This window comes from Dactylosporangium sp. NPDC051087, assembly GCF_055586325.1.
Genome location: NZ_JBVJIJ010000029.1, coordinates 129110 through 145128, shown reverse-complemented (window position 1 = coordinate 145128; position 16019 = coordinate 129110). Strand labels below are relative to the sequence as shown.

Genomic DNA, 16019 nt, shown 5'->3' with positions numbered 1-16019 from the left:
GCCGCCACCAAGCCCGAGCCCGCCGCTCCCACTACGCACGACGACTCAGCGCCGAGCTTCAGCCATGATCCCGAACGGCGGCTGCCGTACTAGGCACGACGCAAAGCGGACGACGTGCGCGCGGCGCAGAGCCGGAGAACGCGAAAGGCCCCCGACCGCACCGGTCGGGGGCCTCTCGTCGTGCCTTGCCTGGTTAGGCCGCGGACTCCTCGGCGGAGCCGCCCTTGGTCAGCTCGGCGGGCACGCCGTCCGGGACGTCGCCCGGCCGGTCGGCGCCGTTGAAGACCAGCTTGGCCTTCTCGAACTGGGCCGGGTCGCCTTCGCAGTCGATGACGACGATCTGGCCCGGGCGGAGCTCGTTGAACAGGATGCGCTCGGAGAGCGAGTCCTCGATCTCCCGCTGGATCGTCCGGCGCAGCGGCCGGGCGCCCAGGACCGGGTCATAGCCCTTGTTGGCCAGGAACTTCTTGGCGTTGTCGGTCAGCTCGAGGCCCATGTCCTTGTTGCGGAGCTGGGACTCGATGCGGGCGATCATCAGGTCCACGATGCCCAGGATCTGGTCCTGCGCGAGCTGGTGGAAGACGATCGTGTCGTCGATGCGGTTGAGGAACTCCGGGCGGAAGTGCTGCTTCAGCTCGTCGTTGACCTTCTGCTTCATCCGCTCGTAGTTGGAGTCGTTGTCCTCCGACGCCTGGAAGCCCAGGGACACGGCCTTGGCCACGTCGCGAGTGCCCAGGTTGGTGGTCAGGATGATCACCGTGTTCTTGAAGTCCACGATGCGGCCCTGACCGTCGGTGAGACGGCCGTCTTCCAGGATCTGCAGGAGCGTGTTGAAGACGTCCGGGTGGGCCTTCTCGATCTCGTCGAAGAGGACCACCGAGAACGGCCGCCGGCGGACCTTCTCGGTCAGCTGGCCACCCTCGTCGTAGCCCACGTATCCGGGGGGCGCGCCGACGAGGCGGGACACCGTATACCGGTCGTGGAACTCCGACATGTCGAGCTGGATCAGCGCGTCCTCGGAGCCGAAGAGGAACTCGGCGAGCGCCTTGGACAGCTCCGTCTTCCCGACGCCGGACGGGCCGGCGAAGATGAACGAGCCGGACGGGCGCTTCGGGTCCTTCAGGCCGGCCCGGGTGCGCCGGATGGCCTTCGAGACCGCCTTGACCGCGTCGTCCTGGCCGACGAGGCGCTTGTGCAGCTCGTCCTCCATGCGCAGGAGCCGAGCGGTCTCCTCCTCGGTCAGCTTGTAGACCGGGATGCCGGTCCAGTTCGCCAGGACTTCGGCGATCTGCTCGTCGTCGACCTCGGACACGACGTCGAGGTCGCCGGCCTTCCACTCCTTCTCGCGCTGCGCCTTCTGGCCGAGCAGCTGCTTCTCCTTGTCGCGCAGCTGCGCGGCACGCTCGAAGTCCTGTGCGTCGATCGCGGACTCCTTGTCGCGGCGCACCTGGGCGATGCGCTCGTCGAAGTCACGCAGGTCTGGCGGCGCGGTCATCCGGCGGATGCGCATCCGCGCCCCGGCCTCGTCGATCAGGTCGATCGCCTTGTCCGGCAGGAAGCGGTCGGAGATGTAGCGGTCGGCCAGCGTCGCGGCGGCGACCAGGGCGGCGTCGGTGATCGTCACCCGGTGGTGCGCCTCATAACGGTCGCGCAGGCCCTTGAGGATCTCGATGGTGTGCGCCAGCGACGGCTCACCCACCTGGATCGGCTGGAAGCGGCGCTCGAGCGCGGCGTCCTTCTCGAGGTGCTTGCGGTATTCGTCGAGGGTGGTCGCACCGATGGTCTGGAGCTCGCCACGGGCCAGCATCGGCTTGAGGATCGAGGCGGCGTCGATCGCGCCCTCGGCGGCACCCGCACCCACGAGGGTGTGGATCTCGTCGATGAACAGGATGATGTCGCCGCGGGTGCGGATCTCCTTGAGGACCTTCTTCAGCCGCTCCTCGAAGTCACCGCGGTAACGCGAGCCGGCGACGAGGGCACCGAGGTCGAGCGTGTAGAGCTGCTTGTCCTTGAGCGTCTCGGGCACCTCGCCCTTGATGATCCGCTGGGACAGGCCCTCGACCACGGCCGTCTTGCCGACACCTGGCTCGCCGATGAGCACCGGGTTGTTCTTGGTGCGGCGGGACAGGACCTGCATGACCCGCTCGATTTCCTTCTCGCGCCCGATGACCGGGTCGAGTTTGCCCTCGCGGGCGGCCTGGGTGAGATTACGACCGAACTGGTCGAGCACCAGGCTGGTCGACGGAGCGGCCTCGCCGGGGGCGCCGGTGCCGGCGGCGGCCGGCTCTTTGCCCTGGTAGCCGGAGAGCAGCTGGATGACCTGCTGGCGGACCCGGTTGAGGTCGGCGCCGAGCTTCACGAGGACCTGGGCGGCGACGCCCTCACCCTCGCGGATCAGACCCAGCAGGATGTGCTCCGTGCCGATGTAGTTGTGCCCGAGCTGCAGCGCCTCGCGGAGGGACAGCTCCAGCACCTTCTTGGCGCGTGGCGTGAACGGGATGTGCCCGCTCGGCGCCTGCTGCCCCTGGCCGATGATCTCCTCGACCTGCTGGCGGACACCCTCCAGCGAGATGCCGAGGCTCTCAAGCGCCTTGGCCGCCACGCCCTCACCCTCGTGGATGAGGCCGAGCAGGATGTGCTCGGTGCCGATGTAGTTGTGGTTGAGCATCCGGGCTTCTTCCTGCGCCAGGACGACAACCCGTCGTGCTCGGTCGGTGAACCGCTCGAACATCCCTGCTCCTTCACGTGCCGTGTCCGTCGCCGCCGCCCCTGCCGCGGAACCCCCCTCGGGGGGTCGCCACGCCGAAGCTCTGTCGGACGCCAACGTGACCGTGCCATCACTCTATCGCCGTAGGCCGACACATTGCGGGTGTGCGCCATTGCCGCACCCCACCATCGGACCATGTCGGAGTCGTTGCGTGGTACTTGTCTACCCGCCGGGAACGCGTGTACCCGGTGCTTTTGCCCAACGCGAGCGTCCGCCGCCTTGTTCCGCACGGCAGGCCCGTACGCCGAGAGCGAAATCGACGCCTGATGCAAGTCACCCACCGTAGCGATTCGGCTACGGTGGGTGGGCGGCACTGAAGGAACCCCAAAACGACCACTCGGGCCGAAAACGGTCAGCAGGCGCTAACGACCGGCCTCGGCGTTGAAGCGGTCCACGATTTCCTGCTTGATGCGACCCCGGTCGGAGACCTTGATGCCCTTGTTCTGGGCCCATTCCCGAATCGCCTTGTTCTGCTCGCGGTCCGCGGCGGCACCACCCCGCCCACGGGCGCTGGCGGCGCGCCCTCCGACCACCACGCCACCCCGGCCGACCTTGGTGGCCGCGCCCAGGAAGGGCCCGAACGCGTCACGCAGCTTCGTCGCGTTCTTCTTCGAGAGATCGATCTCATACTGAACGCCGTCCAGCGCGAACTTCACGGTCTCGTCGGCGTCCCCGCCGTCGATGTCGTCGACCAGCACGTGGATGGTCCGCTTGGCCACTGTCGTATTCCCTTCGAGGAAGTCCGCCCCGCGTTGTGCGAATGCAAAGATAACGCAATCAGGGACTACCTCGTCAACGGTACGCTGAAACTACCGGGACCGCAGCAGTGGAAACGGGCTTCGTTTCCCGAATGCCGGGCGGCCCAGGCGCCGCCACAACACGATCGATTCCCATCACACGCCCCGAGCCCGATGGCATTGCGTGCCGCAACGCACGCGGATAGTCCCCGGCGCACGGGCAAACCCCGAGGCAGCGCCGGGGAAGGGCCGCACGGCGAATGGGTCCGGCGATACGCCGACGCAAATCCGTGTCCGACGCATTGCTATGTGTGACGAATGACCGGCACAGCATCTCCTTGCACAACTGCAACATGCGTGATTTTCGTCGCGACCTAGTTACCGAACATTCGGTAGTTTTGGCGGTGTGGATTTCGCAGCACACGCCTCCTCGTTCGGAGCGGCCGCCGACCTGTACGACCGCATCCGCCCCCGCTACCCGCGCGCGGCACTGGAATGGTCGATACCCGAAACGTCGCAGATCTGCGACCTCGGGGCGGGCACAGGCATCCTGACCAGGCAACTTCTTGACCTGGGTCACACCGTTACGGCGATCGAACCCGACGACAAGATGCGCGCCAAGATCCCCGGCAATGCCCGCAAGGGCGACGCCACCCACATCCCTCTGGAGGACCAGGCCGTCGACGTCGTCACCGCGGGACAGGCCTACCACTGGTTCTACGGCGAGCCGGCCCACCAGGAGATCGCACGCGTTCTGAAGCCAAATGGGCGATTTGTCCCAATCTGGAATATTCGCGACGAGCGAATCCCGTGGGTGGCGGAATCTTCGACTCTCTTCGACGGCGCCCGCGAGCGCGACGCCTTCGACGAGACAGCGGTGGACAGCTTCGGCCCGCTGTTCGGCGAGGTGGAATGCAAGACGTTCGAGTGGAGCACCACGCACACCGCCGAGTCGTTCCTCGAGCTGGTCAAGTCGCGCAGCTATTACCTGGTCGCCGACCCGGAGGCCCGCCGGCGGCTCGAGGGCAGGCTCAAGGAAGTCCTGCCCCGGACGGAAACGTTCGAACTGCCGTACGTGACTTATGCGTACATCGGCCGCAGACGCTAGCCGCGGTTACGGTCGAAGATCAGCCGGAGCCCGATCAGGGTGAGCATCGGCTCGTGATGTGTGACCGTGGCGCATTCGCCGATCACGATCGGGGCCAGGCCGCCTGTCGCGACGACGGCCTTCACCGCGCCGCCCAGCTCCGCGGTCACCCCGCGCACGATGCCGTCGACCTGCCCGGCGAAGCCATACACGACGCCGGACTGCAGGCACTCCACCGTGTTCTTGCCGATCACCCGCGGCGGCTTGACCAGCTCGACCTTGCGCAGCTGGGCGGCGCGGGCGGCCAGTGCGTCGACGGAGATCTCGATGCCGGGTGCGAGGACGCCGCCGAGGAACTCACCGCGCGCGGACACGACGTCGAAGTTGGTCGACGTGCCGAAGTCCACGACGATCGACGGACCGCCGAAGAGCGTGAAGGCCGCGAGCGTGTTGGCCACCCGGTCGGTGCCGACCTCTTTCGGATTGTCGATCGCCAGCTGTACCCCGGTGCGCACGCCGGGCTCGACGATCACGGTGGGCACGCCCGGGTAGTACCGCTGCAGCATCGTGCGCAGTGACCGCAGCGCCGCCGGCACCGTCGAGCAGGCCGCGATCCCGGTCAGCGACACGGCGTCCGTGGCCAGCAGCCCGCGGTAGAGCAGGCCGAGCTCGTCGGCGGTGGCCCGCGCGTCGGTCTTGATCCGCCACGAGTGGACCAGCTTCTCGCCCTCGAACGTAGCGAGCACCGTGTTGGTGTTTCCGATGTCGATGCACAGCAGCACGCGGTGAGCCTAACGAAAGGCCCGCCATTGGCGAGGTGAGCCTGGTCATCTACGATCCGGTTCCCATGATGCCGACGGCTCGCACGCTGCTCGCGCTGCTCCCGCTGGCGGCGCTGGTGTTCACCGCGTTCGCGATGCGTCCTGGCAGCCTGGACGCCCGACAGGCGGTGATCCGGGCGGCGGCCACCGTGGCAGGTGTCACGGTCGTCTTCGTCGAGCTGTTGTCCCTCGCAGGGTGGATCGGGACCTGGCCGGTGATCGTCTACTGGCTGGTTTTCGCGGGCGTGTCCGCCTTCTTCGCGAGGCACCACCTGCACCGCCCGAAGAGCTATGTCCTGCAAAATTGGGACAAAGTGATTCTTGTCGCAATTGCGGTGTTGGTACTGGCAGAGCTCGTCCTGGCGGCGGCGTCCTCCCCGAACAACTTCGACTCGAATCACTACCACCTGACGAAGATCGAGCACTGGATCGCCGACGGTGACCTCGACCCTTACCCCACGGTGCAGAACCAGCAGATCATCCTGGTCCCCGGCGCCGAATACCTGCTGCTCCAGGCCCGCCTGCTGACCGGCGACGACGCCCTGTTCAACCTGCTGCAGTGGGGTGCCGGGCTGCTCGGCGCGCTCGCCATCTCCCGCTGCGCCGCCCAGCTCGGCGCCGGCCGGCTCGGGCAGCTGATCGCCGCCGCCGTGTTCCTCACCGCTCCGGCGGTCGCCCTGGAGTCCACCAGCACCCAGAACGACCTGGTCGTCACGGCGTGGGTGGTCTGCGCCGCCACGCTCGCCCTCGACGGCGTCCGCCGCGTCTCGACGACCGGCGACGTGCTGTCCCTCGCCGCGGTCGCCGGCCTCACCGCCGTCACCAAGTCGACCGGCCTCATGGCCCTTGCCCCGGTCCTCGTCTTCTGGGGGATCGCCCAGCTGCGCCAGGAGCCCCAGGCGGCCCAGGACGGCGAGCCGGGGCAGGAGGAGCCGCGACCGGCGCGCCCGTTCCTGCGGACCGTCGGCGCGGGGCTGGTCGTCATCGCCGGGCTGGTCGTCCTCGCCGGGCCGGCGCTGCTGCGGGTCAACGACGCGTTCGGCTCGCCGCTCGGCCCGCCCGGCTACAGCGCCGCGCTCTCCACCGAGCGCAAGGACCCGCCCGCCGTCCTGGTCAACGGTCTGCGACTGGCCGCCTCCACGCTCACCACGCCGGTCCCAGCGGTCAACAACGTGGTCAGCGACGCGGTCATCGGCATCGCGCACCTGGTGAACGTGGACCCCAACGATCCGAAGATCACCCAGTGGCGGAGCGTCTTCCCCGGTACGCGATGGAAGCCCGACGAAGACCGCTCGCCCTATCCGATCCAGGCCGCGCTGATCCTGGCCGCCCTCGCCGCCGCGCTGGTCTGGCGCAGGCTGCCCCCGCTGGTGCGGGCCTACGCGGTGACCGTGCTCGGCGCGTTCATCCTGACCGCCGCCGTCGTCAAGTGGCAGGACTGGGGCAACCGGCTGATCCTGCCCGCGTTCGCCGTCGGCGCGCCACTCACCGGCTACTGGGCCGATCGGCTGCGCACCCATAAGGCCGCGGCCACCGCGATGGTGCTCGTGCTGGTCGCGGCGTTCGCCGCCGGTGGGGTCTCCGTCGCGTACGGGCAGCCCAGACGCCTCATCGGCCAGGGCTCCGTGTTCACCCTCACGGACTGGGAGGAGCGCTTCGCCCGGCTGCCGGAGCAGGCCGTGCCCTACCAGCAGGCGATCGACGAGATCCGGGCCAGCGGCGTCCGGCGGGTCGGCCTGGTGATGGACGGCGACCTGTGGGAGTACCAGTTCCAGATCTCGCTGCCGGACGTCGAGCTCGTCGCGGTCGAGTCGGTGATCCCGACCGCACCGCCCGCACCGGTCTCGTCGGTGCAGGCGATCATCTGCGCCGCCACGGTCGAGCGCTGCACCAAGATGGTCCCGCCGGCGTGGCGGGTCCAGCGCTACAGCGCCGTCGTGGCGGTCGCCTTCCCGAACTGAAACCCGGACCGAAGTCCGGACCGAAGTCCGGACCGAAGTCCGGACCGGAGCCCGGACCGGAGCCCGGGCTGAAGCCTCAGTGCGTGCGGAGGTCCATGGCGATGTCCAGGATCGGCGAGGAGTGCGTCAGGGCACCGACCGACAGGTAGTCGACCCCGGTCGCCGCGTATTCCGCCGCCGTCGCCAGGGTCAGGCCGCCGGTGGCCTCCAGCTCGGCCCGCCCGCCGACCGCCGCCACGACCTCCCGCAGCAGGTCCGGCGTCATGTTGTCCAGCAGCAGGAAGGTCGCCCCGGCGGTGACCGCCTCGACGGCCTCGCCGACCGTGGTGACCTCGACCTGCACGGGCACGTCGGGGAACGCCGCGCGGACCCGCTCGTACGCGGCGGAGATGCCGCCGGCCGCGAGCTTGTGGTTGTCCTTGATCATGGCGACGTCGTAGAGGCCCATGCGCTTGTTGGTGCCGCCGCCGGCGCGGACCGCGTACTTCTCCAGGATGCGCAGCCCCGGCGTGGTCTTGCGGGTGTCCAGGACCAGGGCATGGGTGCCGTCGAGCAGGTCGGCCCACTGGCGGGTGTGGGTGGCGACGCCGGACATACGGCACAGCAGGTTGAGCGCGGACCGCTCGGCCGTCAGCAGGTCCCGGGTGGGTCCGGTGACGGTGGCGAGGACGGTACCGCGGACGACGAACGAACCGTCGACGGCGTGGATCGACACGTCGACGGCCGGGGAGACGGCCTCGAACACGGCGGCGGCCACGGCCAGGCCGGCCACCACGCCGTCGGCGCGCGCGACCAGCTCCGCGGAGTCCGTCTGGGTGGCGGGGATGGTGGCCACGCTCGTCACGTCGAGGCGATCGGGGCCGAGGTCCTCGGTCAGGGTCCGCTCGACGATCTCGTCCACGGCGACCGGGTCGAGCCCGACCTTCCGCAGCAGCGCCTCGGTCGACAGCTTCACGCGTCCTCCCACGTCTCGGTCAGGGTGCCGGTGTCGGACAGGTCGGCCAGGAAGTGGCCGCGGAACACGTCGCTGGCGTCCGGGAAGTCCTCGCGCCAGTGGCAGCCGCGGGTCTCCTGGCGAAGGTCGGCGGCGCCGACGAGGGCGGTCGCGACGGTGAGCAGGTTGGTCGCCTCCCAGCCGGCCAGGCCGGGCGCGGCGCGGTCGAGGGCGAGCTTGGTGAGCGCCTGCGCCGCCTGGTCGAGCGACTCGGCGCTGCGCAGCACCGACGCGTGCGCCGACATGGCCGCCTGCAAGGGGGCGCGCAGCGCGGGGTCGGCGGTCCACGACGGCAGGTCGGCGGTGACGGGGTCGGCCTGCGCGGGCAGGTCGTGGGCGATGTCCTCGGCGATCCGGCGGGAGAAGACGAGCCCCTCCAGCAGGGAGTTGGAGGCGAGCCGGTTGGCGCCGTGGACGCCGGTACAGGCGACCTCACCGCAGGCGTAGAGGCCGGCGATCGAGGTGCGGCCGAACAGGTCGGTGCGGACCCCGCCGGAGGCGTAGTGGGCGGCGGGCGAGACTGGGATCAGGTCCGCGGCCGGGTCGACGCCGGCCGCCCGGCAGGACGCGACGATCGTCGGGAAGCGCCCCTCGAGGAACTCCCGGCCCAGGTGGCGGGCGTCGAGCCAGACGTTCTGCGTGCCCTCGGCCCGCATGACCCGGTAGATGCCCTTGGCGACCACGTCGCGGGGGGCGAGCTCGGCGAGCTCGTGCCGGCCGACCATGAAGCGGTTGCCGTCGCCGTCGCGCAGGTAGGCCCCTTCGCCGCGCAACGCCTCGCTGACCAGCGGCTGCTGCGAGTCGCGGTTGTTGAGCGCGAGCGCGGTCGGGTGGAACTGGACGAACTCGATGTCGGTGACGGCGGCCCCGGCGCGCAGGGCGAGCGCGACCCCGTCGCCGGTGGAGACGATCGGGTTGGTGGTGGCCGAGTAGATCTGGCCCATGCCCCCGGTGGCGAGGACGACCGCGCGGGCGAGCACCGCGCCGACGCCGTCCTCCGCGCCCTCGCCGAGGACGTGCAGGGTGACCCCGCAGGCCCGGCCGGACGCGTCGGTCAGCAGGTCGAGGACCAGGGCGTGCTCGATGAGCCGGATCCACGGGTCGCGGTGCACCGCGGCGTGCAGGGCCCGCTGGACCTCGGCGCCGGTCGCGTCGCCGCCGGCGTGGATGATCCGGTTGGCGTGGTGACCGCCCTCCCGGGTCAGCATCAGGGAGCCGTCGTTGTGGCGGTCGAACTCAGCGCCCCAGCGGATCAGCTCGCGGACGCGGGTCGGGCCCTCGCGGACCAGGACGTCGACCGCGTCGGCGTCGCACAGGCCGACGCCGGCGACGAGCGTGTCCTGTGCGTGCGCCTCGGGGGTGTCGAGCGGGTCGAGGACCGCGGCGATGCCGCCCTGGGCCCAGCGGGTCGAGCCGTCATCGATGTTGACCTTCGTGACGACGGTGACGTGCAGGCCGGCCTCGCGCAGGTGCAGGGCGGCGGTCAGCCCGGCGACGCCGGAGCCGATCACGACGACGTCGGTCGGCTCGGCCCACCCCGGCTGGGGCCCGGCGAGTCGGCGCGGCAGAACGGGCAGCTCCATCACTCCAGTCAACATCACAAGACGGCATCGCGCGCCGTGCCGTGAATCACGCGAACGGCAGGGGCCCGGCGCCGAGCTTCGCAATCGACGCCTTCAGGGGCTTGGCGCTCATCAGGTAGCACGCGAAGGTCTGGTCGCTGCCGAGCCAGTCGGAGCCGGTCTTGGGCCCGACGGCGGCCGAGGAGAGGTCGGCCCGGTCGCCGGTCTCCGACAGGCCCAGGTACCGCAGGCCGACGGTGGTGCAGCCCTTCGCCGACGCGTTGCGCACCGCGGTCTCGTCGAACGGCGCGTCCATCGGGGCGATCGAGTAGCTGCCGGAGTACTCGCCGTCGTGGGGGGCTGTGCATTCGACGTACTTCAGCGACGAGATGCAGGCGATCGGCAGCGTCGACCCGGCCTTGGCCAGGCTGCCCTCGCGTGTCGTGAACTCGTCACCTGCCGGGCCGGTGACGGGGGCGACCGCGCAGCCGAAGAAGCCGTCGGTGGCCGGGGCGATCCAGGAGGCGAGGATCTGGACCCGCGACTCGTGCCAGTTGCCGCCGAGGAAGGCGGTGCCCTCCACGACGCAGGCGCGGCGGGCCTGGGCGTACAGGAGGTTCTGGGTGATCTTGACGTCCTCGCCCTTGGCGTCGTCGAGGCGGTGCAGCAGGTCTTTGCCGGCCTGGCCGACGTGGAACACCTCGACGGTGTGCGCGGCGGCGCAGTCGACGCCCCCGCCGGCCCACGGGAACGCGGCCTTCGCGCCGGCCGCGTCGACCGTCCAGCAGGAGCCGACCTTCGGCGCCGCGGCGGGCGCGGCGTCCGGGATCTTCCGGTCGCCGTCGCGCAGCAGCCAGTAGGCGCCGCCCCCGATGAGGGCGAGCACGACGACGATCAGAACGACCCGTTTCATGAGGAAGCAGTGTGCCATTACCAGCCGGTAACGTCACCACCTCAGATCGGAACGTTACCGTTCGCGCGCAGCGAGCGGCCGACCGACAGCTTGCCCTCGAGCATGAGGTAGCAGCGGGCGGTGCGGTCGCCGTAGTTCCACCGGGCCGGGGTCGCGGTCGACCAGGCGAAGGAGATCTGCTTGTTGTCGTCGAACTGGGCGTCGGTGAGGCCGAGGAACCGCGCGACGATCGTCTTGCAGCCCGGCTGCAGCAGCGACCGGCGGGCCGTGGCGTCGCTCGGGTAGGGCCGCGCGTCCGGCGAGTAGAACGTGCCGGTGTATTCGCCGTTGTGCAGCGTGTCGCACTTGGTCGGGATGAAGTCCTCGATGCCGCCGCCGCTGTCGGTCGCGACCTTGACGCAGCCGATCTCGACCGGCCGGTTGCCGCGCAGCGTGTCCTTCAGGCCGCTGGTGCGGGGCGAGATCGTGTACGTGTCGTCGGAGACCTCGATCAGGTCGCACCGGTAGTAGCGGGCGTCGCCCTTCCACTGCTTCTCCGACGGCGGCAGGATCCGCATGACCAGCTTGCCGTCGTGCCAGTCGCCGCCGAGGAAGTCGTTGGCCGCGGACTGGCAGGCGGCGAAGGCGTCGGTGAGGTCGGCGCCGGTGGGCACCGTCGTGCGCTCGCCCATGGACCCGGTGAACTCGCCGACGTGGAAGGTCTCGCTGGCGTGCGGCTGGCCGCACTCGACCTTGACCAGGTCGGGCCCGACGACGAGCTTGTCGGCGTCACCCGAATAGGTCCAGCACTCCCCGGCGGCCGGCTTCGGCACGGTCGGCGCGGACATCGCGGCCCAGCCGTTGAGCAGGTCGCCGTCCGTGCCCGCCGGATTACCGCAGCCAGCGGCGAACAGCACCAATGACACGGACAGCCCGACGGTCCACCGCTTCATCCGAGCACACCCTCACCTCGTAGCACGGGACCACAGTCTCGCAGAAGCGGTCAAATCTTCCCGGTGCCGAGGCCCTTCAGCGAGCGGATGGTGCTCTTCTTGTCGTAGAGCATCGCGTAGCAGCGGGCGGAGCGGTTGCCGCGCAGCCAGTTCTCCTCGTCGACCATCCAGAAGCCGATGCCGACCTCCTGGTGGTTGTCCAAGGTGGACTGGGTCATGCCGAGATACTTGGCGCCGAGGGCCTCACAACCGGTGCGCATCGCGGCGCGGCGCTCGTCGGCGGTCTTGGGGAAGGCCCGCTCCCCGGCCGTGTACGTGCCGACGTATTCCATGTTGTGGGTGGCCGTGCACGCGGTGGGCTCGTAGTCCTTCCACGTCTTGCCGTCGGCCTCGTAGGTCTCCTGGGCGCAGGTCAGCGCGACCGGCTTGTCGCCGGTGAGGCCGCCCTTGAGGCTGCTGGTGCGGCTGACGGGCTTGCCGGCGTCGCTCTGGATCTCGGCCAGGTCACAGCGGAAATAGCGCCCGCCGCCGGTCCACTGCGTCGCGGACGGCACGAGCACGATCAGCTCGAGGCGGGCGTCGTGATAGTCGCCGCCGAGGAAGGTCTGCGCCTCGGTGTTGCACTTGGTCCAGGCGTCCTTGAGGTCCGCGCCCTTCGGCGGCGAGGACGCGCCGGCGGCGGAGCCGCTGAGCTCGCCGACGTAGAACGTCTCGCTGATGTGCGCGGTCGTGCAGGAGGCGGCGGCCGTGAAGGAGAAGATCGTGAGGGTGTCCGTGTCGAAGAACGGCACGGAGCTGTCATAGCACGACCCGACGGGCGGCACGGGGACCTTCGGCGCGGCGAGCATGGCCCACTCGTCGACGAGGTTCTTGTCGACGCCTGCGGGCGTCGAACACCCCGCGAGCAGCGCGACAGCGGCAACGGGCGCCACCGCCATCATGAGCCGTCGGAAACGCACCATGGTCCAACCCCTCCCCCGGCGCACACAGCGCGGGTGCAGTGTGCCAATGATCAATGTGGTTGGCAACCCGGTCCAACTGCAAGATCTAGGACATCATCTAGGCGATCGTGATCGGTAGACCTTTTGTACCCGCGCCCCGCAAGGAGGTCTTCACCGGCTTCGGTGGCCACGCGAAACAGCGGACCCCGCGGTTGCCGAGCTCCCACGCCGTCTTGTCGTAGGGCATCGTCACCTGCCCTGTACGGGAGCGGAAGTTCACGTCGTCGGGCACGTCGACGTAGCGTGCCACGACGGGACGGCATCCGGCCAGGTTGGTGGCGCTGCGCGCCTCGCTGTCGGCCGGATAGTCCCCTTCGGGCGGCTCGTAGATCCCGGCGAATTCACCCTCGTGCGGGACGGTGCACTGGGCCGCGTAGATCCTGTCGATGGCGTCGGTGGCGCCGCCGGGCTTGGTGGTGACTTTCACACACCCGATGAGCAGCTCACCGCCGTCGGGGTTGAGCGTGCCGCGCATCGACGTGGTCCGGGTCGCGACGCTGAAGCGGTCGACGTCCTGCAGCGCCTGCAGGTCGCAGCGGAACCAGCGGGCCCCGGCGTCCCACAGCAGCGGGCTCGGCAGGTCGACGCTCAGCGACACCCGACCGGTGCGCCAGTCCGCGCCGAGCAGGGTCTTCGCGTCGGCGGCGCAGCGGGTGTACGCCCCGCGCAGGGCCGGACTGCCGGCGATCGGCGGCGTGGACCGCTCGGCGTCGGCGCCGGTGAACTTGCCGACGGCGATCAGCTCGACCTCGTGCGGCTCGGTGCAGGCGACCGGCGCCGGCCAGGTGGTGACGTCGGCGCTGGCGGTGCCGGCGGACAGCGGATAGCAGGCGGGGGCGGTCGGCTCGATCAGCACCGCGGTCGGCAGCATCGGCCAGCCGTTGACCAGATCGCGGTCGGTGCCCGCCGGTGTCGGCGGCGTGCAGGCGCCGAGCAGCGCCGCCACCGCCACGACCAGCACGACCGCGCGCCGCACCGCACCTCCCCAGGAGCATTACGCCCGGAGAAGGTCTCCCCTCACGGGTTCGCCCACCATACCCGGTATGGCATCGGCCGGATCGTGACCGAGTTCGATGATTGCGTTGGTGCCGTCGACGTGCACGACCCGCGGCTGGTAGGTCCTGGCGGTCGCGTCGTCGAGCTGCGCGTAGGAGATCAAGATGACGAGGTCACCGGGGTGTACCAGGTGCGCGGCGGCGCCGTTGATCCCGATCACGCCGCTGCCACGGGGGCCGGCGATCACGTAGGTCTCCAGCCGGGCGCCGTTCGTGACGTCCACGATCGCGACCTGCTCGCCGGCGAGGAGGTCCGCGGCGTCCATCAGATCCTCGTCAACCGTTACCGAACCGACGTAGTGCAGATCTGCCTGCGTGACAGTGGCGCGGTGGATCTTGGACTTGAGCATCGTGCGGATCACGGCAGTTCCAATGCGATGTTGTCGATGAGGCGGGTGCCGCCGACCCAGGCCGCGGTCAGCAGCCGGGCCGGACCGTGCGCGGGCGCGGGCCCGAGCATCGGGTCGGTCAGGACGAGGTAGTCGAGCTTGACCTCGGGCTCGGTGGCGAACTCGGCAAGCCCCGCCTCGACCGGGTTTGCCGCTGCCGCTCCGGCACGCAGCGCCCTGGACAGCACCAGCGCCGCGCGCCGCTCCGCCGGGGCGAGGTAGCGGTTGCGGCTGGAAAGGGCGAGGCCGTCGGGCTCCCGCACCGTCGGCACGCCCCGCACGTCGATGGGCAGGTCGAAGTCGCGGACCATCGCCCGGATCATGCCGAGCTGCTGGTAGTCCTTCTCCCCGAAATACGCGACGTCGGGGCGGGTCAGCTGGAACAGCTTGTTGACCACGGTCAGCACGCCGTGGAAGAACCCGGGGCGGCTGGCGCCCTCCAGCTCGTTGCCGGCCGGGCCCGGGTCCACCCGGACGGACGGCTCACCCTGCGGATACATCACCTCGCGGGTGGGCGTGAACGCGATGTCCACCCCGGCCGCCTCGGCGATCGCGAGATCGGCTTCCAGGGTGCGCGGGTAGCGGTCGAAGTCCTCGCCCGGCGCGAACTGCAGGGGATTCACGAAGATCGTCAGCAGGACCGTGCCGGCTTCGGCGCGCGCGGCGCGGATGAGCTCCGCGTGCCCGTCGTGCAGGGCGCCCATGGTCATGACCACGGCGACGGTGCCGCTGGCCGCGGCGCGGGCTCCGGCGAGCTGCTCGCGGGTCTCGACGACGTTCACGCCTTGCCCCCGGTGCCCTTGGCCTTCCGGCGTCCGCCGCGCTGTGCCCCGACCACCGGGGCGGCCGGCGTACTGGGTGCCGCGGCGGTGCTCAGGACGTCGAGCAGCGGCACGGCGTCGATCGGGCGGAGGCGGCCGGCGGCGATGACCCGGTCGGCGGTGCGCCGGGCGAGCGCCAGGTAGGGCGGCACCGACTCGGGCGCGACCTCGTCGAGGGCCTTGAGGTGCTTGGCGACCGTGCCGGCGTCGCCGCGGACCACCGGGCCGGTGATGGCGGCGTCGCCGAGGCGCAGCGAGTTGTCCAGCGAGGCGCCCAGCAGCGGGGCGAGGACCTGCTCCGGGTGCTGGACCCCGGCGTCGCGGAGCCGGTCGAGCGCCTCGTTGACCAGCGTGGCGAGGTGGTTGGCGCCGTGCGCCAGGGCCGCGTGGTAGAGCGGGCGGCGCTCCTCGGCGATCCACTCGACCTGGCCGCCGAGGTCGGCGACGAGGGAGGCGGCGAGGTCACGCAGGTCGTCGGGGGCGGTGACGCCGAACGAGACCCCGCCGGCGAGCCGGCCCAGGTCCACGGCGGTGCCGGTGAACGTCATCGCCGGGTGCAGGGCCAGGGGGCGCACGCCGACGGTCATGACGGGCGCGAGGACGGCGAGGCCGTGGGCGCCGGAGGTGTGCGCGACGATCTGGCCGGGGCGCAGCGCGCCGGTCTCGACCAGGCCGTTGACCAGGCCGGCGAGCACGTCGTCGGGGACCGCCAGCAGCACGAGGTCGGCGGAGGCGGCGACCTGGTCGGCGGGGAGGAGCGCGACGCCCGGGAGCAGCTGCTCCGCGCGGGACTTGGAGGCGGCCGAGACGCCGACCGCGGCGATCACCCGGTGGCCGGCTCGCACGAGCGCGGCGCCGAGCACCGCACCTACTCGCCCGGCACCGATGATGCCGATGTTTTGCCTGCTCATGGCGCTGTTCATCGTGGCGGATCCAGTCCTCGAAATTGGGGTACCGGTCGATCACGAGTATGCGCCGT

14 protein-coding genes are annotated in these 16019 nt (G+C 70.4%); 2 read left to right on the top strand and 12 right to left on the bottom strand.

What is annotated here, in order from left to right:
• Positions 1-193: 193 nt before the first annotated feature.
• On the bottom strand, positions 194-2731 hold the full coding sequence (locus ACZ6TV_RS42820; protein WP_465305054.1) for an ATP-dependent Clp protease ATP-binding subunit: 2538 nt from the start codon (positions 2729-2731) through the stop codon (positions 194-196).
• A 398-nt stretch (positions 2732-3129) separates the two neighbouring features.
• Entirely contained in the window at positions 3130-3486 is a 357-nt protein-coding gene (locus ACZ6TV_RS42815; RefSeq protein ID WP_354781570.1) for a histone-like nucleoid-structuring protein Lsr2, read from the bottom strand.
• A 424-nt stretch (positions 3487-3910) separates the two neighbouring features.
• Here ACZ6TV_RS42815 and ACZ6TV_RS42810 point away from each other — a divergent pair, with 424 nt between their 5' ends.
• Positions 3911-4612, top strand: a complete 702-nt coding sequence (locus ACZ6TV_RS42810) for a class I SAM-dependent methyltransferase (protein ID WP_465305052.1) — start codon at positions 3911-3913, stop codon at positions 4610-4612.
• Here the strand turns inward: ACZ6TV_RS42810 and ACZ6TV_RS42805 are convergent.
• The gene (locus tag ACZ6TV_RS42805; protein ID WP_465305050.1) at positions 4609-5373 is read right to left on the bottom strand and encodes a type III pantothenate kinase; all 765 of its coding nucleotides are present in this window, start codon (positions 5371-5373) and stop codon (positions 4609-4611) included. The genes ACZ6TV_RS42810 and ACZ6TV_RS42805 overlap by 4 nt on opposite strands.
• Positions 5374-5438: 65 nt before the next feature.
• Here ACZ6TV_RS42805 and ACZ6TV_RS42800 point away from each other — a divergent pair, with 65 nt between their 5' ends.
• On the top strand, positions 5439-7373 hold the full coding sequence (locus ACZ6TV_RS42800; RefSeq protein ID WP_465305048.1) for a hypothetical protein: 1935 nt from the start codon (positions 5439-5441) through the stop codon (positions 7371-7373).
• 76 nt (positions 7374-7449) lie between these two features.
• Here the strand turns inward: ACZ6TV_RS42800 and nadC are convergent, their stop codons facing one another.
• From nadC to ACZ6TV_RS42755, 9 genes are all read right to left on the bottom strand, one after another.
• Complete coding sequence (gene nadC, locus ACZ6TV_RS42795) at positions 7450-8328, bottom strand: carboxylating nicotinate-nucleotide diphosphorylase (protein WP_465305046.1); 879 nt, start codon at positions 8326-8328, stop codon at positions 7450-7452.
• Complete coding sequence (locus tag ACZ6TV_RS42790) at positions 8325-9950, bottom strand: L-aspartate oxidase (protein ID WP_465305044.1); 1626 nt, start codon at positions 9948-9950, stop codon at positions 8325-8327. The genes nadC and ACZ6TV_RS42790 overlap by 4 nt, the downstream gene beginning before the upstream one ends.
• A 46-nt stretch (positions 9951-9996) precedes the next feature.
• The gene (locus ACZ6TV_RS42785) at positions 9997-10842 is read right to left on the bottom strand and encodes a hypothetical protein (RefSeq protein WP_465305042.1); all 846 of its coding nucleotides are present in this window, start codon (positions 10840-10842) and stop codon (positions 9997-9999) included.
• Between the two features lie 41 nt (positions 10843-10883).
• Positions 10884-11774: a septum formation family protein gene (locus tag ACZ6TV_RS42780; RefSeq protein WP_465305040.1), complete on the bottom strand. Its 891-nt coding sequence runs from the start codon at positions 11772-11774 to the stop codon at positions 10884-10886.
• Positions 11775-11824: 50 nt separating this feature from the next.
• Positions 11825-12736, bottom strand: coding sequence for a septum formation family protein (locus ACZ6TV_RS42775; RefSeq protein ID WP_465305038.1), 912 nt, complete (start codon positions 12734-12736; stop codon positions 11825-11827).
• 97 nt (positions 12737-12833) lie between these two features.
• Complete coding sequence (locus ACZ6TV_RS42770; RefSeq protein ID WP_465305036.1) at positions 12834-13751, bottom strand: septum formation family protein; 918 nt, start codon at positions 13749-13751, stop codon at positions 12834-12836.
• Between the two features lie 18 nt (positions 13752-13769).
• Complete coding sequence (gene panD, locus ACZ6TV_RS42765) at positions 13770-14192, bottom strand: aspartate 1-decarboxylase (protein WP_465305034.1); 423 nt, start codon at positions 14190-14192, stop codon at positions 13770-13772.
• A complete protein-coding gene (gene panC / locus ACZ6TV_RS42760; RefSeq protein ID WP_465305032.1) occupies positions 14189-15001 on the bottom strand; it encodes a pantoate--beta-alanine ligase in 813 nt (270 codons plus the stop codon). The genes panD and panC overlap by 4 nt, the downstream gene beginning before the upstream one ends.
• Positions 14998-15951: a Rossmann-like and DUF2520 domain-containing protein gene (locus ACZ6TV_RS42755; protein WP_465305030.1), complete on the bottom strand. Its 954-nt coding sequence runs from the start codon at positions 15949-15951 to the stop codon at positions 14998-15000. The genes panC and ACZ6TV_RS42755 overlap by 4 nt, the downstream gene beginning before the upstream one ends.
• Positions 15952-16019 lie beyond the last annotated feature (68 nt).